We start from the raw sequence: 21,794 nt of genomic DNA on the forward strand, positions 1-21,794 counted from the left end.
GCCGCGCGGCGCTGATCAAGAGTCCTGGCCTGCCCTTACGCTCACCCGCGTGGCAAGAATCGTGGATGCGGTCAAACGGTTGGTGATCGGGCGGGCGTTGCCGAGCGAGGGGTTGCAGGAGACGCTGCTGCCCAAGCGGCTGGCGCTGCCGATCTTTGCGTCGGACCCGCTGTCGTCGGTCGCGTACGCCACGCAGGAGATCCTGCTGGTCCTCACCCTCGGCGGGCTGGCGTATCTGCACCTGACGACCTGGGTGGCGATGGCGGTCGTCGGGCTGATGGCCGTCGTGGTGCTCTCCTACCGGCAGGTCGTGCACGCCTACCCGTCCGGCGGCGGATCGTACGAGGTGGTCGCCACGAACCTCGGCCCGTCCGCCGGGCTCGTCGTGGCCGCGTCATTGCTCGTCGACTACGTGATGACCGTCGCGGTGTCCGTCGCCTCCGGCGTCGACAACATCATCTCGGCGATCCCGTCCGTCAACGAGTACCGGACCGTGATGGCGGTCGCCTTCGTCGCGCTGCTGGCGGCGATCAACCTGCGGGGGACGAGGGAGTCGGGGCGGGCGTTCGCCGCTCCCACCTATCTGTTCATCGCGGGCGTGCTGATCATGTGCGCCACCGGACTGTTCCGCTGGCTGGTGGGCGACGCGCCGGTGGCGGAGTCCGCCGCGTACGGCATCACGCCGGAGCCGGGCGACACCAACCTCGCGGGTCTGGCGCTGCTGATGCTGGGGCTGCGCGCGTTCTCCAGCGGTTGTACCGCACTGACCGGTGTCGAGGCGATCTCGAACGGCGTGCCCGCGTTCCGCAAGCCCAAGTCCCGCAACGCGGCCTCCACCATGACCGCGATGGGCCTGATCGCGGTGGTGATGTTCTCCGGCATCACCACGATCGCGATGATCTCGGACGTCCACATCACCGAGGACACCTGCCGGCTGACCGGCTTCTCCGGGGACTGCGCGACCACTCCGCAGCGCACCGTCATCGCCCAGCTGGCCGCCGCGATCTTCGGCGGTGAACACAGCTTCGGCTTCTTCTTCATCCAGGCCGCCACCGCCCTGGTGCTGGTGCTGGCCGCCAACACCGCCTTCAACGGTTTCCCGTTGCTGTCGTCGATCCTGGCGCAGCACCGCTACCTGCCCCGTCAGCTGCACACCCGCGGTGACCGGCTCGCGTTCTCCAACGGCATCGTCGCGCTGGCCGTCGTCGCAGGCGCCCTGTTGTGGGCCTTCCACGCGTCGGTCACCAATCTGATCCACCTGTACATCCTGGGCGTCTTCACCTCGTTCACGCTCTCGCAGACCGGGATGGTCCGGCACTGGAACCGCGCGCTGCGCACCGAGACCGATCCGGCCCAGCGCCGCCGGCACCGGACGGCACGGGTGATCAACGGTGTCGGGGCGTTCGTCACCGGACTGGTGCTGGTGATCGTGCTCATCACCAAGTTCACCGAGGGCGCGTATCTGGCGGTGATCGCCGCGGTGGTCCTGTGGGTGAACATGCGCGCCATCCGGCGGCACTACGACAGAACCGCCGCCGAACTGGCGGTCACCGAACCGGCGGAGGAACTGGCGCTGCCGGCCCGGGTGCACGCCATCGTGCTGGTCTCCAAGATCCACAAACCGACGCTGCGAGCCCTGGCCTACGCCCGCGCCTGCCGCCCCGACACCCTCGAAGCCCTCACCGTCGACGTCGACCGCGACGAGACGAAGGCGCTGCATACCGCGTGGGACACCTTCGACGTGCAGGTGCCGCTCAAGACCCTGGCGTCGCCCTACCGGGAGATCACCCGGCCGGTCGTGGGATACGTGCGGTCGCTGAACCGCGCCAGCCCGCGCGACATCGTCAGCGTGTTCATCCCCGAGTACGTCGTCGGGCACTGGTGGGAGAACGGGCTGCACAACCAGTCCGCGCTGTGGCTCAAGAGCCGGCTGCTGTTCACCCCCGGGGTCATGGTCATCAGCGTGCCCTGGCAGCTCAGTTCATCTCAGTTCAGGCCGCACCGCCCGACCCGCCGTGCCCCCGGCTCCGTCCGCCGCGGCGAACCCGACCCGGTGCTCCGGGCGGGCGTCGGCGCCGCCGCGGGGAAGCCGGAGGCCGGACGGGAAGAACCTCCGCGCCCCGGTGGCCCGCGCTGAACGGCGGGCCCAGGGGAGCCGTCTCAGTCCGGGGGCATGGACACACCCCGGTCCTGTAACGCCGCGCGGGCCGCTGCCGGGCCGTCGGTGACCGGGTACCCGTCGACCGTGCGGCCGTCGACCAGGCCGGCCCTGACCCGGCAGCGGACCCGTTCGACGGCGGGGGAGCCGATGAAGGCGTCCGAGACCTGCATGAGCCAGGCCGCCTCGGCCTCGACACTCGCCCGGACCTTCGGCGGTACGTACCCCTCACAACCGCCCGGGGTGGAGCGGCGTCCCGAGCGGGCGGCCTCCAGGGCCGCGGCGATGGTCGCCGCCTCCACGATGGGCGCCAGCCGTTCCGAGGCCGCGTCCAGGCCCGACCCCTCCGCCTCGGCGGTCCAGGCCGCGACCTCCGGATGGAAGTACGGGCGCAGCGCCAGATGCCCGTCCCGGATCTCGATGATGCGGCGGTACAGCGCGAACTGGGCGCCGAGCGGCAGGATGCGGCCGAGCCGCAGGGCGGGCCCGGCCAGGGTGATCTCCGGCAGCGCGGCGTGCATCGCGGTCCACAGCGGACCGATCCGCCGGTAGCCGTGCCAGGCCCGCAGCCAGCCGGCCGGGGTGGGCAGCGCCCGCCCGTTCGGCAGCCGGTCCCGTAACCCGGCGGCCGCGTCGTACGCCGCGCTCCAGGGCGGGCCGATCCAGCGGTAGCCGCGCCAGGCCCGCAGCCGGACCAGCCCCCGCCGGACGCGGGCCGCCACGGGTGGCCCCCACGCGGAGGACATCGTCCCGCCCAGCCCCAGTGCCAGGCAGACCATGCCGGCCAGCGCCGACACCGTGCTCTCGCAGCCGTCCTCGCGGCCGGTGCCCAGCGCGGAGAGCACATCGCCCAGACTCCACACCGTCCACAGCAGCCCCAGGGCCGCGCTCGCGGTGATCAGTCCGAGCCCGCCGCGCAGCAGCCGCGACCGGATGTACCGGGTGCAGCGCCGGATCAGCACGATGAACACCATCAGGCACCAGGCGGTGTGCAGCGTGAGCAGGGTGTTGTACGCCGCCAGGAACCCCTCGCGCCCGTCGGCCGCGACCAGGTCCCGGCCGTCGCGGGTCACCCCGGCACACAGATACGCGACCAGGCTGGCGACCATGACCACCGACGTGCCGGTGAGCTGCCGGCGGACCGCTGTGCGGCTGTACGGCTCGGTCCCCGCCGAGCGCGCGACCAGCGCGAGGAACGCCATCGCCGCCAGATTGCAGCACTGTCCCGCGGGCGCGGTCCACAGCGCGAACGGCCCGGCCCGGCCCGCCAGCCGGGTCGTCGCCGGGGCCAGGACGGCGAGCGAGCTCCCCATGGACACCGCACAGCCGAACAGATGGCGTACGGGAGTGCCGGTCGGAGTCCCCCGGGTGGTGAGAAGCCGCCAGCAGACGCCCGCCAGGACGATCAAGCAGCCGGTCAAGGCGACCGCGTCGGTCACCTATCGGTCCCCGGACCGGGAAACGTCCGACCGGGAAGCGTGCGCAAGGGTCCGACGACCGCGGTGGTCCGGATCGGGGCGGCGCCGGCGAGTCCGACGATCGGCCCGAGCCGGGCGAACGCCTCGGCGATGTCGAGGCTGCCCTCCAAGGGGAACCAGGCCTCGCGTGAGCGCCTGACCTTGCGGGCCGGACGGTGCAGGGCGAGCGAGGCGATGAGCTCGGCCTCCTGCTCCTGGGCGTCGGAGTAGACGCTGCGCCCCAGGACCCGCCGGACCAGCTCGCCCGACAGATGCGGCAGCAGCACCCGCGACGCCGACGAGCCGAGGTGCGCGACGCCGGTGTGGCCGCAGACGAGGTGTCCCACCTCGTGCAGCAGTATGTGCTGTTGATGCAGGGCGCTGGTGCTGGTCGGATAGCCGATGTAGTCGGCCCGGTCGGTGGTCACCAGCATGCCGCAGGGTGTGCACGCGTGGGGCGGTAACGGCACCAGCACCAGGGGCCGGCCCCGCTGTTCCGCCAGTGCGTCGGTGAAGCCGGTGGCGTCGAACGGCCGTGGCAGTGGCAGCGCCGCCACGGTTCGCCGACATCGCCGCCACAACATTTTGTTCTGCTGTTCCGCGTAGTCCCCCATAAGACCCTCCCCGGGCAAGGCACCGCACAACGATCAGCAACCACTCATGAGCGATATGAGCGATGAGCGATCCTATGCCCAGGGGTGGACCAGTGGATATCAGTCCGCGCGGCGCAATCCCGCCTCTCTGCGGGCAATGACTTCGATCATGTCGCTGATGGTGCCGAGGCCCTCGGGCGACAGGTTGACCGCGCGCAACGCCACCTCGCGTACTCCTGCGTCCCGCAGCGCCCCGAGGAGCTGGAGCTCCTGCGCGATCTGGGCGCTCTGTTGGTCGTCGAAGAAATACATCGGCGGCACCTGGAAGAATTGAGCCAGTGCTTCGAGGTGACGTTTGGTCGGATTGTCCCTTCGGCCCGTGCGCAGTTGCCACAAATAAGTGGCTGAAAAGCTCTCCCCGGTGGCCTCGCGGCACGCCCGCGCCACTTCCTCGTGGGTGTACGGCGTGTGGTCCGGTCCGCGGACGACGTCGAACAGCCGGTCGATCTTGTCCGCGAGCGTCGGGGTGCCGGACATCGGATCAGGCACCGCATACCTCCCTTGGTCGAGTGCCCTGCGTATCGCCTGTGGTAAGCGCGGGTGGGGTCCGCTCTGCGTCTCACGCATCTTAGTTGGTGACGCGCGGGTTCTGACCGCCTTGGCTGTGGAGACCGGGTGCATGTTCGCCGGGTCCCGAGGGACTCCCCAACTGGCTTGAAACGAGCGATTGTTGGCCTGACATCCGATCTGTCGTCCTGTCAGATGTACGCCGTGTCCGACTGTTGACGGCCGGGAGGACGCGTGCCAGCCTGTCAGCGGAGATGAATGAGGGAGCAAATCTCATTCACATCAGTCTCTGTTCCTTTGCGCCACACAGACCCTCCCGGCTGCCGGGAGCGTCGGGCGCGACCGCGCCCGACGATGCGTCACATCACGGAAAAGGAGCACAACATGAAGAAGATCGTTGTCCGCAAGGCCGGCACCGTCCGTCTGACCTCCGCCGCGACGTCCTGCTACTGCGGTGGCACGCCCGTCCTCGCCTGACCCAACCCTTACGGGCCGCGGCGAGCCGGTCGAGACCGGTCCGCCGCGGCTCGTGGAGCTCCAGCCGGTCCGGGCCACGGTGTCCGCGGCCCGGACCGGCACTTCTGCGGACCAGTGACAGTGAGGTAGTGATGGACGCCGCGGCAGTGGACCTCGACCGACCCCTGAGGCTGTACCCGCTGACCTTCCTCGAGGAAGGCGACGAGGTCACCGTGGGACGGGCCGACATCGATTCCTACGGCCTCTTCCCCGCCGACGGCGCGGCGCTGCTGCGCCGCCTGGAGACCGGGGAGACCCCGAACGACGCCGCCCGCTGGTACAACACCCAGTACGGCGAGACCGTGGACATGGTGGAATTCCTCGAAGTCCTGGAGGCCTTCGAACTGCTCGTGCCGGACGGCGAGGAGGTCGTCGAGGCGGGCGCGGTGCGCTGGCAGCGGCTCGGCCGGGCGCTCTTCTCTCCCGTGGCCTGGGTGCTGTACGGACTGCTGTTCATCGCCGGCATCGTCGCCATGTTCCGTGAACCGGCCGTGGTCCCGACCTACCACAACATCTTCTTCACCAGCTCGTCCCTGGTGGCGCTCGCCCTCGGCAACGTCCTCGGCCAGGCGCCGTGGATCCTGCTGCACGAGTCCTACCACGCACTGGCCGGACGCAGACTGGGCCTCAACTCCTCCCTCAGCATCGGCCGGCGCTTCTACTACGTCGTCTTCCTGACCAAGCTGGACGGCCTCGTCGCCGTGCCCCGGCGCAAGCGCTACCTGCCGATGCTCGCGGGCATGCTCGTCGACGTCCTGGTCGTCACCGGGCTGACGCTCGCCGCGGTGCCCCTGGTCTCGTCCGACGGCTTCGCCGGATTCATGGGCCGCTTCCTGCTCGCGATGGCCTTCGGCACCCTGCTCCGCTTCGCCTGGCAGTTCTACTTCTTCCTGCGCACCGACCTGTACTACCTCGCCACCACGGTGCTGGGCTGCAACGATCTGCAGACCGTCGCCAAGGGCATGCTGCAGAACCGGCTCTACGGCCTGATCGGGCGGCGCGACAAGATCGTGGACGCGGAGACCTGGACCCCGCGCGACCGCGAGGTCGCCCGCTGGTACGTCTGGCTCATGGTCACGGGCTACGCGGTCCTCACCGGCCTGCTGATCACCGCCGTCGTCCCCGCCGCGATCCGGATCACCGAGATGGCCGTCAGAAAGCTCTTCTCCGACATCTCGCCGCTGAACGTCCTGGACGTGACGGTCTTCCTGATCCTCAACTTCGGCGAGCTGATCCTCGCTGGCATCCTCGCCGTCCGCGGCTACCGCCGCCGCACCCCCGCCACCGCCAGCTGAACCGAGGCCGGCACCGACCACGGCCCGCACCGACCGCAGCCCACCGGAACGCCGTACGACGCGACGCAGAGGAGCAGTCCGCATGAACGAGGTTGTCCCCACTCACCACTGGGTCCGCGGCGGGCTGGTCCGGGACCGCGAGGCCGCCATGGAACGGCTCGGCCTGCCGGCCGGACCGGTCATGGTCGTGAACGCGCACCGCGGACTGCGCGGACCGTACACCGCGGCCGGGACCCTCGTACGCGCCATGGTGCCCGACGTCCTGCTCCGCGACCGGAAGCTGGTCGAGCGGTACGACATCGAACTGCTCTCCGCCGCGCCGGACCTCCGCTCCGTCGTCCCCAACTCCCGCGAGACGCTCACCTCCATGGCGCTCCCGGCCGAGCGCACCCGCTACTACGCCCGGCTGCGCACCACGCGTATCTCCAACGGCCTGGTGGAGTTCGTCCGCGACGGCCTGGCCGCCGACGGGCCGCGCGTCCTCGTCGTGGAGAACGCCGACCGGGCCGAGGCCACCGACCTGGAGTTCCTCACCGCACTGGTCCGCCGGATCGACCCCGCGCACCTGACCGTCGTCGTGCGCAGCGGCGGCACCGGACCCGCCGACGAGGCCCTGCTCGCCGTCCTCGCAGCCCGCGCCCGGGTCACCGAGGTCCGTCAGGCCGACGCGGCGGGCGGGCCCGCCGACGCGTGGGCCTATGTCGCCTCGGACTGCACCACCGACGAGCCGGCGCCGCGCGCGGCCTACGAGGCACTCGACCCCGCGGCACGGGCACTGCTGCACGACCGGCGCGCCGCCGAACTCGCCGAACGGGACGAGGAGTCGCTCCGCCTCGGCGCCATCGCCTACCACCTGGAGCACGGCTCCGACCCCGGCGGCGCGGGCGTTCCCGCGGTCTTCCACGCCATGGACCACAGCCTGTGCAACGGATTCTACGAGGCGTGCGTCGACTACGGCCGGCGCGGACTGGCGCTCGTCGACCCCCGGACGGAACACGACCGCTGGTGGGCGTTCACCAAGGGCGTGACGCTCTCCCTCTCCATCCTCGGCCGCACCTACGAGGCCGAGAAGCTGGACGACCAGGCCCGGCTGAACTCCGTCAAGCCCGCCGTCCACATGGCCGCCGCCTACAACACGGCCATGCTCTACACCCGGCACAACGACCCCGAGGACCGCGACGAGTTCAAGGCCAAGGCCTGGCTGAACTCCGCCATCGCCACCGCGTCACTGATCGAGAACCGCAGCGACCGGGCCTTCCAGAGCGCCTTCTACAAGAACGGCCTGGCCCTGGTGGAGGTCAATCTCGGCGAGCCGACCGAGGCGCTGCGGCTGGTCGACGAGGCGATCAGCAGCCTCGACGAGCTGCTCGGCCCGGACGAGCACGTCCTGCACCGCTCGGTGCTGAAGAACAACAGGGCCCGGGTCTACCTCAGTCTCGGCCGCATCCAGGAAGCCCTCGCGGACTACGCGATCGTCATCCGGGAGGACCCCAACCACGCCGAGCACTACCTGGAACGCGGCAACATCCTGCGCCGGCTGGGCCGCCCCGAGGAGGCGTTCGAGGACTACGCGAGGGCCATGCGGCTCTCCCCGCCGTTCCCGGAGATCTACTACAACCGCGGCGACCTCCGGCTCAACGAGGGTGACACCGAGGGCGCGCTCGCCGACTTCAGCTATGTACTCGAACTCGTCCCGGAGTTCGTCGACGCGTACGTCAACCGGGCCGGTCTGCTGCTGGAGGCGGGCGAGCTGGACGCGGCCGAGCAGGACGCGAACACCGGCCTCGGCTACGAGCCCGACAACCCGTATCTGCACGCGGTCCTGGGCCAGGTGCACGCGGAACGCGAGGAGTTCGAGGAGTCCCGGGCCGCGTTCGACCGCGCGCTCACCGCTGATCCGGACATGATCACGGCACTGTCCGGACGCGCCGCCCTCGCCTACGACATGGGCGAACTGGACACCGCCGCCCTCGACCTCGGCCACGCCGTGGACTTGCAGCCGGACGACCCCGCGCTGCGCTACAACCGTGCCTTCGTCCACCAGGACACCGGCCACTGGGAGGAAGCCCTCGCCGACCTGGAGATCGCCGCCGGGCTGGCACCGGACGACTCCGACATCACCGAGGCACTGGACACCTGCCGGCGCAAGGCGGCAGCCGCGCGATGAGCGCGGACGGAGCGGTGACGACGGACGAAGCGGTACGCGAGCAGCAGCGGCCGCTGCGGTCGGTGCTCGGGCGCTTCGCCACCGGTGTGGCGGTCGTCACCACCGTCCGCCGGGGGCGCCCGGCCGGACTGACGGTGAACTCCTTCACCTCCCTGTCCCTCGACCCGCCGCTGGTCCTGTGGTGCCTCAACCGCGCGTCCAACCACCGGGCCGCCTTCACCGCCGCCCCGCACTTCGCGGTGCATCTGCTCGCCGCCGACCAGCGCGAACTGGCGGCCCGCTTCGCCGGCCCCGGCGACCGCTTCGAACGCCTCACCACCCGGCCGGGACCCTACGGGGTACCGCTCCTCGACGGCACGATCGGCACCCTGATCTGCCGCCGCGACCGTATCGTCCCCGCCGGGGACCATCTCGTCCTCATCGGAGAGGTGCTCGACCACCACGCGGAGCCCGGCGCGCCGCTGCTCTTCCTCGACGGCCGTTTCCATCGCGGTCCCGACCCGGAAACGACCTGAACAGGTATCAACCGGCCGGACGCCGACTAGAGTCGGATCACCGCGAAATGCCGTACTGCTGGTGGGTGTGCCAGTGCACAGTTCCGGGTCCGTGATGCGACCCGGGGGGAGGGCGTGTGCCCGGATGAGTAGTCGCTCCAACCGGTCGATGGGCGTGTGGGCCGAGGCGCAGCGGCAGAGGCAGCGCCAGTTGGAAGCGCATCAACGGGAACAGCGCTACGCCGAACGGGAACTCGCCCGCAGCAACCGGGAGCAGCAGGCCGCGTACCGGCAGCGCCGCGAGGCGGACGCCAGGCGGCGTACCGAGGAACTGGACGCGCGGGTCGAGTCGTTGACCCGGCTGCTCGCGACGGGCTGCCGGGCCCCGGCGTTCCGCACGTCGGCCCTGCTCCGGTCCGAGCAGCTGGAGCCGTTCGCCCCCGGCAGGCTCGCCGTCCCCGTCCCGATGCCGCAGCAGAGCGCCTACCGCCCGCAGTCCGGCTGGGGTTTCGGCTCGGGCCGGCGGGCCCAGGAGGAGGCCCAGGCCCGGTACGAGCACGACCTGGCGGCCGCGCGGACCGCCGAGGCGCAGCGGCAGCAGCAACTGACGTCGCACGGGCGGCAGTACGACGCCTGGCGCGCCACCCAGCTGGCGGAGATCCGCCGGCACAACACCGGTATCGCGGAGAACGTGAGCGGGATGCGCCGGGGGGACCCGGAGACGGTGGTGGAGTACTTCTCCGCGGCGCTGTACGCCTCCACGGCCTGGCCGGAGGGATTCCCGCGCCAGGTGTCGTGCGCCTACGACGCGGCCGCCCGCCGCCTCGTGCTGAACTGGGAACTCCCGGGTTACGACATCGTGCCGGAGGCCAAGCTGGTGCGGTACATGCCGGGCGCGGACCAGGACAAGGAGACGGCCAGGCCGGTCGGGCAGCGCCGGGCCGTCTACCGGGACGTGGTGGCGCAGTGCGTGCTGCTGGCGCTGCGCGAGCTGTTCGCGGCGGACGAGTTCGGCACGCTGGACTCGGTCACGCTCAACGGTTTCGTGGACGACCACGACCCCTCGACCGGACTGCGCGCCCAGCTCTTCCTCGCCACGGTCGCGGCGGACCGCCAGGTCTTCGAGCGGCTGAACCTGGTGCAGGTCAGCGCGGTGGACTGTCTCGTCGACGGCCTGGGCGGCAAGCTGTCCGCGCGCCCCGACCAGCGCACCGTGGTGCGGCCGGGCGCGGTTCCGGCGGACCTGGGCCGTGGCACGGTCTCGCACGGGGGAGGGGAGGACCCGGACCTCTTCGAGATGGACCCCATCGAGTTCGAGTCGCTGGTGGCGGAGCTGTTCCGGGCCCGCGGCATGCAGGCGGTCATGACGCAGCGCTCCAACGACGGCGGTGTCGACGTCGAGGCGCTGGACCCGGACCCCATCAGCGGCGGCACGATCATCGTGCAGGTGAAGCGATACCGCCACACCGTGCCGCCCACCGCCGTACGCGATCTGTTCGGAACGGTGCAGGGGGCGGGGGCGATCAAGGGCGTCCTGGTGACGACCTCGGGCTACGGCCCCGGCTCCTACACCTTCGCCAGCGGCAAACCGCTGACGCTGATCTCCGGCCCCGAGCTCGTCGATCTGCTGGGCCGCCACGGGCTGCGCGGCCGGCTCGGCGGCGGCCCCGCGGTGCCCGCCCAGCGGACGACTCCACCGGCCGCGGCGGCCGTCCCTGACACCGAGTACAACCTGTTGGGAATGTCCTGGTCGGGTGGCGTCGCGCTGGATGTGTGCGCACTCGTCTGCCGGGGGAACCGCGCGCTGAGCGACGACCACTTCGTCTTCTTCAACAACGCGCAGACTCCCGACGGGGCAGTGCGGGCGGTGTCCCGGCCCGCCCGGGACAAGGCGGCCGTCCGGGTCGCCTTCGACGCCCTTCCCGCGAGTGCCGACCGGCTCGTGCTGGCGGTGTCGATCGACCCCGAGATCAATCCGCACGCCGACCTCGCCGGCTTCACCGACTCCTTCATCCGGCTGTCCGACGGTTCGGGAGCCGAACTCGACCGGCTGGAGGTCTCCGACGGCCGGGCCGGGGAGACCGCGCTGATCCTCGGCTCCTTCCGCCGTCGGGCCAGCGGCGACTGGGAGTTCGTCATCGGCGGCAAGGGATACGAGGGCGGGCTGGAAGCGCTGGTCCGGGAGTACGGCATCGACGTCGGTTAGGACCCTCCCGCAGGGCCCCGACCGACGCCGTGCCCGTTCAGGTGATCGTGTAGTTGACGACGAGGAAGATCTCGTCGACGGCGTCGGCGGCAGAGCCACGCGCCGTCCTCCTCGGAGCGAGGAGTCCCGGTGCCGTGCTCGCCGTAGTCGGGGTCCAGCGCGGACGGGCCGGGGCTCGTCGCGATCGGCACGGTCATCCGACCCGTTCCGGTTGCCGGATTCGCGGCGAATTTCTCACCGATCCCGCGCACCGCTCCGCCGCCCTTGGGCAGGGAGACGGAGGGCGCGGCCGGCTGCGTCGGCGCAGGATTCCTGGGTGTGCTGGATCGAGGCATGGCGACCTTCCGGAGTGGAATTCCCTCGCGTCGCAGAAATGCGAACTCATGTACGTGGGACGGGAATTCGAAGAGGGAATTCCGGGCGAAAGGTCAGGTATTAGGCACGCGCAGCTTCGCCCAGGAAACCGGACCGGGCCAGCCGTCGGCGTCCGAACCCCGGTAACCGATCTTCAGCTGGAACTTCGCGTACGAACGCCGGTCGGTATCCGTCCACTGCGGGCCGGGCCCCTGGCTGTACAACGCCACCCCTTCGGCCACCAGCCGGCGGCCCATCGCCGTGATGACCGGGCTGTGCGGAGCGGTGTGGAACCACTGCGCACCGGGGAACGGTTCCAGGGCGGGCGGGTGCGGGGTGGGTGTCGGGCGGGGCCAGGCCGGATCGGCGGAGGCGATGCCGCCCGGGTACTTCGGGTAGCCGTAGCCGTACACCCGGGGCGAGGTGCGTTCGCGCACCCGCCGGTAGACCCCGTCGCCCTCGGCGGAGCCGTTCACGTTGGTGTTGCCCTCGATGGTGTAGATGCGCGTGGCGTCGAACCGCTCCACCACGCCGGTGTGCTCAGAACCGCCGACACCGTAGAAGACCTGGGCTCCTACCGCCGGATACTCCGAGAACCGCCCGCGCTCCTTGAACCAGGCGACGCCCGTGGCGCACGACGCGGTACGCGGGAACAGGGCGGCCGCGCCGGCGCGCAGCGCCACCCAGGAGACGAAGGTCGCGCACCAGGGCTGCCCCTGCGACCACTCCAGGCCGGGGACCTCGTCGCTGTACCGCTGGATGTTGTTCCAGGCGCCGTGATCGCGGCCCTCATGGACGCCGACCTGCCCGGCCGCGGTCCGCATGACCGCGTCGGGATCTCCTTGTACCGTTTGCGCCGATAATGGGTCTGCGGACATGTGAATCACCCCCGTCGGCTCCACCGTTGGAGCCGGTAAAGACACAGTCCCCGGGTGACCTTGCAGAATTCGTGCAACTTGCGTGCAAGGTGCGTACCAGGCCTACTTCTCATCCATGAGATGCGCGTGTTAAACAATGACCGTGAAAGACGCACCATCGGTCTGGGGGGAGACCATGGAGTTCCGCTTACTCGGACCTGTCACCATCGCCGACGAAAACCGTTCGATCAGCCCGGGAGGGCGTAGACAACAGGCTGTCGTGGCAGCTCTGTTGATGCACCGCAACACATTCGTTCCGGTGCCCCGGCTCATCGACTACGTATGGGGGGACGAGGCGCCGCCCAGCGCCGTCAACAGTCTCCAGAGTTATGTCTCGCGATTCAGGAAACTCCTGGAACCGGGGCCGCCCGACGGATCGGTGCGCCTGGTGCGCAGCGTTCCCGGCGGGTATTCACTGCACGCTCCGGACGAACAGGTCGACGGAGTCCGGTTCGCGCGGCTCGTGTCGGACGGCAGGTCGCTGCTCGAGGCGGGCCGAGCGATGGAGGCGTACCGCTGTCTGACCAGGGCGCTGCGGCTGTGGCGCGGGCCCGCGATGGCCGGTCTCGCCGATCATGAGCCGCTCGCCGCGGAGATCGCGAGGCTGGAGGAGTTGCGGACGTCCGCGACCGAGTACCTGGCGACGGCCTCCCTGGCACTCGGCCGGAACGAGGAGGCCGTCGCCCTGCTGAAGGGCGTCATCCGCGAATGCCCGCTGCGGGAGGGGCCGCGCGCCGGCCTCATGCTGGCGCTCTACCGCTCGGGCCGGCAGGCGGAGGCACTCGCGCTGTTCAGGACGACCCGGGCGATGCTCATCGACGAGCTGGGGGTGGAGCCGGGCCATGAACTGGCCCGGCTCCAGCAGTCGATCCTCCGCCAGGACCCGGCGCTCGCCAGGCCGGCTCTGACCGTCTAGCAGAGGAGGGACGAAGGAACAGCGGGAGCAGCGGTCAGCGCGTGGCGATCGCCGGGTCGCTCGTACCGGGCTTGCCGGTCTCGACATGGCCGGCCAGCCGGCGAAGGAAACCGCCGTCCTGCTCGGAGCAGACCGTCAGGTCGTACCAGTCGTGGCTGTGGCGCGGGTGCGCGGTGTGGACGGCGCGCGCGCCGGGCCGCAGCCGGTACGTGGCCGGGCGCTCGTGCCCGTACCCGTCCTTGACGGTGAGCTTGACGGTCGTCGTGCCCGGATTGCTGAGCACCAGCCGCACCTGGCCGCTGCTGCCGTCATGGGCCGCGGTGACCTCCGGGCCCCGGCTGCCGGCGTGACCCGCGAACTGCCGCAGGAAGCCGTTGGGGCCGTGCACGGTGAAGTCGTAGGCGCTGTGCCCCGCCGGAGCGATGGCCAGGCTGTCGGACAGCCGTCGTCCCGCCTCGACGGTGTACGTCCACGGGCCGTCGGTGTTGGTCGGGGAGGTGACGTACAGGTTCGCGCCGGCCTTGCCGTGGTTGGCGAAGTCGATCTTCAGCCGGTGGCCCTTGACGTCGACCCCGGCGTCGGCGGCCAGGTCGTACGGCAGCGCGCGGGCCGGGCGCAGACCGGGTTCCTGCTTCGGCAGCACCGGGTTGGCCGGGGGCGCCGGCACGTAGTCGGGGTGCCGGTCCCGGTCCGGCGGCACGTAGCCCGCGGTGTCGGGGAGCGACGGGACCCTGGTGTCGGTCCTGCCGAACTGGAACGCGGTGGTGAGGTCGCCGCAGACCGCCCGGCGCCAGGGCGAGATGTTCGGCTCGTGGACGCCGAAGCGCTGCTCGATGAACCGGATGATCGAGGTGTGGTCGAAGACCTGGGAGTTGACCCAGCCGCCCTTGCTCCACGGGGACACCACGAACATCGGGACCCGCTGCCCCAGGCCGTAGGCGCCGGGCACGCTGTGGTCGGTTCCGGTGGGCGTGAACAGCTCGCCCGTGATGTCCACGGTCGACTTGCCCTGCGCCGGGGAGGACGGCGGGTACGGCGGCACGGCGTGGTCGAAGAAGCCGTCGTTCTCGTCGTAGGTGATGAAGACCGCGGTCTTGCTCCACACCTCGGGGTTGGACGTCAGCGCGTCCAGCACCTGGGAGATGTACCAGGCGCCGTAGTTGACCGGCCAGTTCGGGTGCTCGGTGAAGGCCTCGGGGGCCGCGATCCAGGAGACCGCGGGCAGCCGGTCGGCCGCCACATCGGCCTTGAGGATGTCGAAGAACCCCTCGCCCGCCTTGGCGTCGGTGCCGGTGCGGGCCTTGTCGTACAGCGGGTCGCCCGGCTTCGCGTTGCGGTACTGGTTGAAGTAGAGCAGCGAGTTGTCGCCGTAGTTGCCCCGGTAGGCGTCCTCGATCCAGCCCCAGCCGCCGGCGGCGTCGAGTCCGTCGCCCACGTCCTGGTAGATCTTCCAGGACACCCCGGCCTTCTCCAGGCGCTCGGGGTAGGTCGTCCAGGAGTAGCCGGCCTCGGCGTTGGTGATGACGGGTCCGCCGCCGGTGCCGTCGTTGCCGACGAAGCCGGTCCACATGTAGTAGCGGTTGGGGTCCGTGGGGCCGAGCAGCGAGCAGTGGTACGCGTCGCAGATGGTGAACGTGTCGGCCAGCGCGTAGTGGAAGGGGATGTCCTCGCGCGTCAGGTAGGCCATCGTCGTCGCGGTCTTGGCCGGCACCCAGCGGTCGTACTTGCCCTGGTTGAAGGCGGCGTGGCCGCCGTTCCAGTCGTGGTTGAGGTCCTGGAGGAACTGCAGGCCGAGATTGTCCGCCTCCGGGTGGAAGGGCAGGACGTCCTTCGTGCCGTCGGACTGGTGGAAGACCGTCTTGCCGCTGGGTAGCACCACCGGCCGGGGGTCGCCGAACCCGCGGGTGCCGCGCAGGGTGCCGAAGTAGTGGTCGAAGGACCGGTTCTCCTGCATCAGGACGACGATGTGCTCGACGTCGCGCAGGGAGCCGGTGCGGCGGTTCGCCGGGATCTCCGCCGCTCGGGCGATGCTGTTCGACAGCAGGGAGGCGGCGGCGGTGCCACCGGCCAGCTGCATGAATCGTCGGCGGTCGATGGCGGTCATGAGAGGCCGGCCTCCAGGGTCGTCCGTGGCAGTGCGGATGCGCTGCCAGTCTCCTCAGGTGGTGGAGAACCCTCCGTGACCGATGGATGGAACCACGGTGAATACTCCGCCAACCACGATCACTCGTGGGCGAGCGACATGCTCGCAGCCACCGGCACCGAAACCAAGAGGACGCCCCGGCCCCGTACCATCCGGCCCGGCGACCGCCGAACCCGCCGGATTCTCATCACGTACATCACAAACGGTCAGGTCCGGGGCCATATCGCTCCCACCGGGCGGGCCGGGGTGGCACGATGGCCGCATGACCACCGGGCCGGCGTCCCGCACCGCACGAGCCGCGATGTTCGCGGCCGTCTGCGTGCTGATGGCAGCGCTCGGGCACTCCTGGGCCTCCGGCGTCGCCGTTCCGTGGTGGTCGCTCTGCGCGGCCTTCTCCGGTACGGCCTCGGCCGCCTGGTGGCTGGCCGGGCGGGAACGCGGCGTTCTGGTCGTCACCGGATCCACCGTCCTGGCCCAACTCGGCCTGCACACCCTGTTCGGCCTGACCCAGCCGCTCGGCCGCGGAACGGCCGGCCTCATGTCCCACGACATGCCGGGCATGCACGGCGGCTCCGCCGCGATGTCCGCGGTCATGCGCATCGGCGACATGGACATGAGCATGAACATGGGCATGGGCATGGGCATGTCGGGTTCCGAGAGCCGCCCGACCGCCGCCTCCGACCTCATGGGCATGGCGCCCGGCGGCCACGACTCCACCACGATGTTCCTCGCCCACCTGCTCGCCGCCATGGTCTGCGGACTGTGGCTGTGGCGCGGTGAGGCGGGCGCCTTCCGTCTCGGACGGGCCCTGTCGGCCCTGATGACCGCCCCGTTGCGACGCGTCTGGCGCGTGCTGTGCCGCTTCTTCCGCACAGCCCAGGACGACGGCCGGCCGTGCCCGCGCCGTACCGCCGACGACGCTCCCGCGCACGCGCTGCGCGGCGTACTGCTGCACCACGTCCTGTCCCGCAGGGGCCCACCAGCAGCCGCCCAGTACTGCTGACACCGCTCGTCCCCGCGCGCCCGGCCGACAAAAGCCGCGCGCCCGGGTGACGGGCGGAGTACCCGCCTGCCCGTACGCCGCCGCGCCCACGGCGGGCGCCGTCGCGCAGGCCGGTCCCTGACCATACGGATCTCTCCCACCGCCCGCCGACCGCGGCCGGGGGACACGGACCGGGCCCGTCCGGACGGACACCGCCGGTCCTGAGATGCCGTTCGCCGACGGCCGCTTCACGCCGTGGTGCGGCCGTGCAGCACGAGAAGGACCTTTTGTGATGACTCATGCCCTGGTGAGGGGCGCCCCGAGGGCGTCGGCTCGCAAGGACGACGAACAGGTCACCGAGTGGGCGCTGGCCGCGCGCGGCGGTGATCCAGCGGCGGTCGAGCGTTTCGTACAGGCCACGTACAGCGACGTCTGGCGGTTCACCGCCCATCTCAGCGGCGATGTGCACAGCGCCGACGACCTGACACAGGACACGTTCCTGCGGGCGCTGGGCGGCCTGCCGCGGTTCGCCGGCCGCTCGGGCGCGCGGACCTGGCTGCTGTCGATCGCCCGCCGGGCCGTCATCGACCGCTACCGGCACGCCGCCGCCCGGCCCCGTATCTCCGACGCCGTCGACTGGCGCAGCGCCGCCGAGGGAACCCAGCCCGTCGGGGTGCCGGGCTTCGAGGAGGGCGTGGCGATGCTCGAACTCCTCAACACGCTGCAGGCGCCACGCCGTGAGGCGTTCGTCCTCACCCAGCTGCTCGGTCTGTCCTACGCCGAGGCCGCCTCCACGACCGGCTGCCCGATCGGCACCGTACGGTCCCGCGTCGCCCGCGCCCGCGACGACCTGGTCGTCCTGCTGAAGGCGGCGGAGACGGCGCCACACCCGGGAGCCGTGCACCGGCAGCACGGCACGGAGCACCAGGCCACGGCGCACCCCGCCGCGGAGCACCCCAGCCGTGGGCGCGAGACCGCCGAATACCCCGTCCGTTCACGCCACATCACCCAGCAGCACGTCTGGAGCCACGCATGACCCCCGAGATAGAGAAGGCCTTCGCCGCGCTGCGGGAGCAGTACGGAGCGGGGGCCATCGTGCGCGTCGAGCAGATGCTGGAGCCGGGGCGGCAGGATCGGCACCCGCTGCAGAAGGGCGCGAAGTGGATCATGCCCGGGATCTCGCAGCGCCCATGGCACGACCCGTACGAACACCTGGAGCTGGCCCCCGTGGTGCACGCTCTCGAAGCCGCGCACACCGCCGTCAGGGACGAGTTGGCGCAGGCCTGGTCCGAGCGCCGGGCCGCGTTCTCCGACTACGAGCACTACCTGACGCGCCAGGAGGACTGGCAGGCGCTGTATCTGTACCGCGGGGGAGAACTGGTGCGGGAGTCGGCGGACGTCGTGCCGACGGCGTTCGGCGTGCTCGAGGAGTACGCGGTCGACACCGGGAAGATCTGCCCGCTCCTGGAGAGCCACTTCTCCACACTGCTGCCCGGCGCGTCGATCGCCCCGCACTACGACCTGTGGAACTTCAGCATCAACCTGCACCTCGCCGTGGACATCCCGGAGGGCTGCGGCATCACCGTCGCCGGTGAGACCAGGAGCTGGGAGGAGGGCAAGTGCCTGCTGTTCGACTACTCCTTCGAGCACGAGGCGTGGAACCGCGGCACCCGGCCGCGCACCGCCCTCCTGATCGACCTCTGGCACCCCGACACCACGATCCCGGAGCGGGCCGCGCTCGTCGCCCTCATCACCGAGATCCGGAAGCTGATGGGGGAGGGGTGACCGAGGGCTGACGGGCCGTCGTCCGTCCGGGGTCAGGCTCCCGGACGGACGACCACGGCATCGACCCGTACTTCCCCGCTGTCCCGGAAGCGCAGGACGAACGGCACCCGCTCGCCCAGCGGCAGCCGCGGCGGGCGCGGGATCATGACGTCGAGCCCGGCCGGATCCATGGTCACGGCGCTGTGCGCGCGCACGGCGACCGGGCCTGCGGGCGCCATCCGCCCGGCTCCGTCGCGGACGACCGTGCGGGTGAGCATCGCCGGCCCCAGGACCGGGGAGTCCACCGACAGCAGGATGTCGTCGGTGCCGCCGGAGTTGCGCAGGGTGAAGAAGGCCGCGGTCGCCTCGGTGTTGGTGGGCCGGAAGACCCGGGCGTCGGTGACGGTGATGCGGGCCGGGGGTTCACCGGCCGCGCCCGTCGTCGTATAGGCGGTGAGCAGCGCCAGCACGGCCACGCAGGTGGCCACCGGGACCAGGGCGGCGCGCATCGCACCCGGCACCTCAAGGACGATGCCGTCCGAGGCGGAAGCGGGCCGGTCGTGGTCGTCGTGGGTCGGCGTACTCATCGCGCACCCGCCAGGGACCGTTCGCCGCCCTGCCGCCGCCCCGGCGTATGCCCGGACCGTCCGCCGCCTCCCGGCCCGGATCCCGGGGTGGGTCCGGTGCCGGACGAAGGAGCGAGCAGCCGCAGGCTGTTGCCGACGACGAGCACCGAGCTGGCCGACATCGCCAGCGCCGCGAACATCGGGTCGAGCCAGCCGGTCGCCGCGAGCGGCACGGTGAGGATGTTGTACCCGAACGCCCAGCCGAGGTTGGCACGGATCGTGCGCAGGGTGCGGCGGGTGAGCCGGACCGCTTCCACGACCGCCTCCATGTCCTCGCGGACGAGCGTGATGTCGGCCGCGCCGATCGCCACGTCGGTTCCCGCTCCCATCGCCATCCCGAGATCGGCGACGGCCAGTGCCGCGGCATCGTTGACGCCGTCACCGACCATCGCCACCCGCCGCCCGGCGGCCTGCAGTTCGGTGATGATCTCCGCCTTGCCCTGTGGGAGGACACCCGCGTGCACGTGAGTGATGCCGGCCTGCTCGGCGACCGCCTCGGCCGCGGCGGGACCGTCGCCGGTCAGCAGGACGGATTCGATGCCCAGCTCCCGCAGATGGCGTACGGCGCGATAGCTGGAAGGACGTACGGTGTCGCCGACGGCCAGCACGGCGACCGCCCGGCCGTCCAGCTCCACGACGACGGCGGTGTGCGCGGCGCGCTCCGCCCGGTCCAGCGCCTGCCGCAGGACATCGGGGAGAGCCGATCGGCCGCGGGGGCCGGTCACCCGGATCTCATGGCTCTCGACCCGGCCGGACACACCGACGCCGGGCAGCGCCCGGAAGTCCTCGGCCGCGGGGAGCGCGTTTCCTTCTCCCGCGCGGCGGCGCGCGGCGGCGGCCACCGCCCGCCCGATGGGGTGCTCAGAGCCGTGCTCCACCGCGCCCGCCAGCCGCAGCACCTCGGCCGCGGCCGGCCCGTCGGGGACGGTCGTGGCCTCAACGAGTGTCATCCGGCCGGTGGTGAGCGTGCCGGTCTTGTCGAACACGACGGTGTCCACCCGGCGCAGCCGCTCCAGTGCTTCGGGCTCGCGGATCAGGATGCCCAGTTGGGCGCCGCGTCCGGTGGCGGCGAGAAAGGCGGTCGGAGTGGCGAGACCGAGCGCGCACGGGCAGGCGACGACCAGTACGGCTACGGCCGCGGTCACGGCAGCTTCCGCGCCGGCACCCGCTCCCAGCCAGAAGCTGAGCACGGTGGCGGCGACCGTCACGATGGCGGGGACGAAGACACCCGCGATGGAGTCCGCGAGCCGCTGGATACGGGCCTTGCCCGCCTGGGCGTCGGTCACCAGGCGGGTGATGCGGTCGAGTTGGGTGTCGGCGCCGACGGCGGTCGCCCGTACCACCAGCAGCCCGCCGGAGTTGACCGCCGCGCCCACGACCGTGGTCCCGGGCCCGACCTCCACCGGAGTGCTCTCACCCGTGACCAGGGAGAGGTCGAGCGCGGAACTGCCCTCGACCACGACACCGTCGGTGGCGACCCTCTCACCGGGCCGGACAAGGAACTCCTGGCCCACCCGCAGCTCCGCGATCGATATCCGCGGGCCGCCGTGTCCGTTCCGGTCCCGCAACTCGACGTCCTTGGCGCCGAGTTCGGCCAGCGCGCGGAGCGCCGAGCCGGTGCCGCGCCGCGCGTGTGCCTCCAGCCAGCGTCCGGTCAGTACGAACAGCGGGACGCCGACCGCCGCCTCCAGATACACATGGGCGACCCCGTCGCCCGCTGTCGGCAGCCAGTTGAACGGCATCCGCATGTTCTGTTCGCCGGCGCCGCCGAGGAACAGCGCGTACACGGACCAGAGGAAGGACGCGGCCGCCCCCACGGACACCAGCGTGTCCATGGTGGCCGCCGAGTGCCGCAGCCCCCGCAGAGCCAGCCGGTGGAAGGGCCAGGCCCCCCATACGGCGACGGGTGCGGCGAGGGTGAAGCACAGCCACTGCCAGTGGTTGAACTGCCAGGCCGGGACCATGGACAGCAGCATGACGGGGAGCGCGAGCGCCGCGGTGCCGAGCAGCCGGTCACGGTCGGCGTCACGGGCCGGGGCGCCATCGGTCCCGGCGCCGTCGGCCGTTGCGGTGGTTCCGGAGCCGGCCGGTGCGGGCGGCCGCGGGAGTTCGGCGGTGTACCCGGCCTGTTCCACGGCCGAAATCAGCTGCTCGGCGGACATCTCCGGCGGGTGGGTGACCCGGGCCCGTCCGGTGGCCAGATTCACGCTGGCGGTCACGTCCGGGAGCCTCGCGAGCTTCTTCTCCACCCGGCCGACGCAGGCCGCGCACGTCATACCACCGACGACCAGGTCCGTGGTGACCGGACCGGTGGCCGTCATCTTCCGGCCCCCGGGAGCTCGGGCCCCTGCGATCCCATGCCGCCCATGCCCGGCATCCCACCGCCGTCGGAGTCCGGTTCGGACGGTGCTCCCGGCTCCGCACCGGGACCGGATCCCGGCCCGGAATCCGGCGACGGATCGCCCGGGACACGTGGTGCGTCATTGCCCGTCCGGTGGATTCCGGGGGAGACGGGACCGGCCGCCCGGCCGACCGCGAACGAGCCCGCCATCAACACGGCCAACAACACCAGGAATCCGAGCAGGGCCGGTGGTGGCGCGGCCCGGGATATACGCCAGGAGCTGGCGGAACGCGAGGGA

Annotated in this window: 16 protein-coding genes; 9 read left to right on the forward strand and 7 right to left on the reverse strand. The window is 71.3% G+C overall.

Going from position 1 to position 21,794, the window contains the following annotated elements; all coding sequences use genetic code 11:
• Positions 1–49 precede the first annotated feature (49 nt).
• A complete protein-coding gene (locus tag C8250_RS36230) occupies positions 50–2,137 on the forward strand; it encodes an APC family permease (RefSeq protein WP_138352548.1) in 2,088 nt (695 codons plus the stop codon).
• Between the two features lie 23 nt (positions 2,138–2,160).
• On the opposite strand, the gene C8250_RS36235 is transcribed toward C8250_RS36230, so the two are convergent.
• From C8250_RS36235 to C8250_RS36245, 3 genes are all read right to left on the reverse strand, one after another.
• A complete protein-coding gene (locus C8250_RS36235; RefSeq protein WP_138352550.1) occupies positions 2,161–3,597 on the reverse strand; it encodes an MAB_1171c family putative transporter in 1,437 nt (478 codons plus the stop codon).
• Entirely contained in the window at positions 3,594–4,229 is a 636-nt protein-coding gene (locus C8250_RS36240; RefSeq protein ID WP_187145128.1) for a hypothetical protein, read from the reverse strand. The genes C8250_RS36235 and C8250_RS36240 overlap by 4 nt, the downstream gene beginning before the upstream one ends.
• Before the next feature lie 99 nt (positions 4,230–4,328).
• A complete protein-coding gene (locus C8250_RS36245; protein ID WP_244809591.1) occupies positions 4,329–4,757 on the reverse strand; it encodes a helix-turn-helix domain-containing protein in 429 nt (142 codons plus the stop codon).
• Positions 4,758–5,383: 626 nt separating this feature from the next.
• On the opposite strand from C8250_RS36245, the gene C8250_RS36250 reads away from it, so the two are divergent.
• From C8250_RS36250 to C8250_RS36265, 4 genes are all read left to right on the forward strand, one after another.
• A complete protein-coding gene (locus C8250_RS36250) occupies positions 5,384–6,586 on the forward strand; it encodes a hypothetical protein (RefSeq protein ID WP_138352551.1) in 1,203 nt (400 codons plus the stop codon).
• 82 nt (positions 6,587–6,668) lie between these two features.
• Positions 6,669–8,753 carry a tetratricopeptide repeat protein gene (locus tag C8250_RS36255; protein WP_138352552.1) on the forward strand — a complete coding sequence of 695 codons (2,085 nt, stop codon included), beginning with the start codon at positions 6,669–6,671 and terminating at the stop codon, positions 8,751–8,753.
• Positions 8,750–9,268, forward strand: coding sequence for a flavin reductase family protein (locus C8250_RS36260; RefSeq protein ID WP_138352553.1), 519 nt, complete (start codon positions 8,750–8,752; stop codon positions 9,266–9,268). Before C8250_RS36255 ends, C8250_RS36260 begins: the two co-directional genes overlap by 4 nt.
• A gap of 124 nt (positions 9,269–9,392) precedes the next feature.
• Positions 9,393–11,453, forward strand: a complete 2,061-nt coding sequence (locus C8250_RS36265; RefSeq protein WP_138352554.1) for a restriction endonuclease — start codon at positions 9,393–9,395, stop codon at positions 11,451–11,453.
• Between the two features lie 428 nt (positions 11,454–11,881).
• Here the strand turns inward: C8250_RS36265 and C8250_RS36270 are convergent, their stop codons facing one another.
• Positions 11,882–12,631, reverse strand: coding sequence for a peptidoglycan-binding protein (locus C8250_RS36270; protein WP_306664975.1), 750 nt, complete (start codon positions 12,629–12,631; stop codon positions 11,882–11,884).
• 229 nt (positions 12,632–12,860) lie between these two features.
• On the opposite strand from C8250_RS36270, the gene C8250_RS36275 reads away from it, so the two are divergent.
• Positions 12,861–13,640, forward strand: a complete 780-nt coding sequence (locus tag C8250_RS36275; protein WP_269288816.1) for an AfsR/SARP family transcriptional regulator — start codon at positions 12,861–12,863, stop codon at positions 13,638–13,640.
• 34 nt (positions 13,641–13,674) lie between these two features.
• On the opposite strand, the gene C8250_RS36280 is transcribed toward C8250_RS36275, so the two are convergent.
• A complete protein-coding gene (locus tag C8250_RS36280) occupies positions 13,675–15,744 on the reverse strand; it encodes a phospholipase C, phosphocholine-specific (protein ID WP_138352557.1) in 2,070 nt (689 codons plus the stop codon).
• Between the two features lie 301 nt (positions 15,745–16,045).
• Between C8250_RS36280 and C8250_RS36285 the strand changes: the two genes are divergently transcribed.
• The 3 genes from C8250_RS36285 to C8250_RS36295 all read left to right on the forward strand — a co-directional run bounded on the left by C8250_RS36285 (position 16,046) and on the right by C8250_RS36295 (position 18,550).
• Positions 16,046–16,786, forward strand: a complete 741-nt coding sequence (locus C8250_RS36285; protein ID WP_138352558.1) for a hypothetical protein — start codon at positions 16,046–16,048, stop codon at positions 16,784–16,786.
• Between the two features lie 271 nt (positions 16,787–17,057).
• On the forward strand, positions 17,058–17,801 hold the full coding sequence (locus C8250_RS36290; protein ID WP_138352559.1) for a sigma-70 family RNA polymerase sigma factor: 744 nt from the start codon (positions 17,058–17,060) through the stop codon (positions 17,799–17,801).
• Positions 17,798–18,550 (forward strand): aspartyl/asparaginyl beta-hydroxylase domain-containing protein, encoded by a 753-nt coding sequence (locus C8250_RS36295; protein ID WP_138352560.1) that lies wholly within the window; start codon positions 17,798–17,800, stop codon positions 18,548–18,550. Before C8250_RS36290 ends, C8250_RS36295 begins: the two co-directional genes overlap by 4 nt.
• Before the next feature lie 32 nt (positions 18,551–18,582).
• Here C8250_RS36295 and C8250_RS36300 read toward each other — a convergent pair whose 3' ends face one another.
• Positions 18,583–19,116 (reverse strand): copper chaperone PCu(A)C, encoded by a 534-nt coding sequence (locus C8250_RS36300; RefSeq protein WP_232485164.1) that lies wholly within the window; start codon positions 19,114–19,116, stop codon positions 18,583–18,585.
• Complete coding sequence (locus tag C8250_RS36305; protein WP_138352561.1) at positions 19,113–21,476, reverse strand: heavy metal translocating P-type ATPase; 2,364 nt, start codon at positions 21,474–21,476, stop codon at positions 19,113–19,115. Before C8250_RS36305 ends, C8250_RS36300 begins: the two co-directional genes overlap by 4 nt.
• Positions 21,477–21,794 lie beyond the last annotated feature (318 nt).

It is taken from the genome of Streptomyces sp. So13.3, assembly GCF_005860785.2.
Taxonomy (GTDB): Bacteria; Actinomycetota; Actinomycetes; order Streptomycetales; family Streptomycetaceae; genus Actinacidiphila; species Actinacidiphila fildesensis.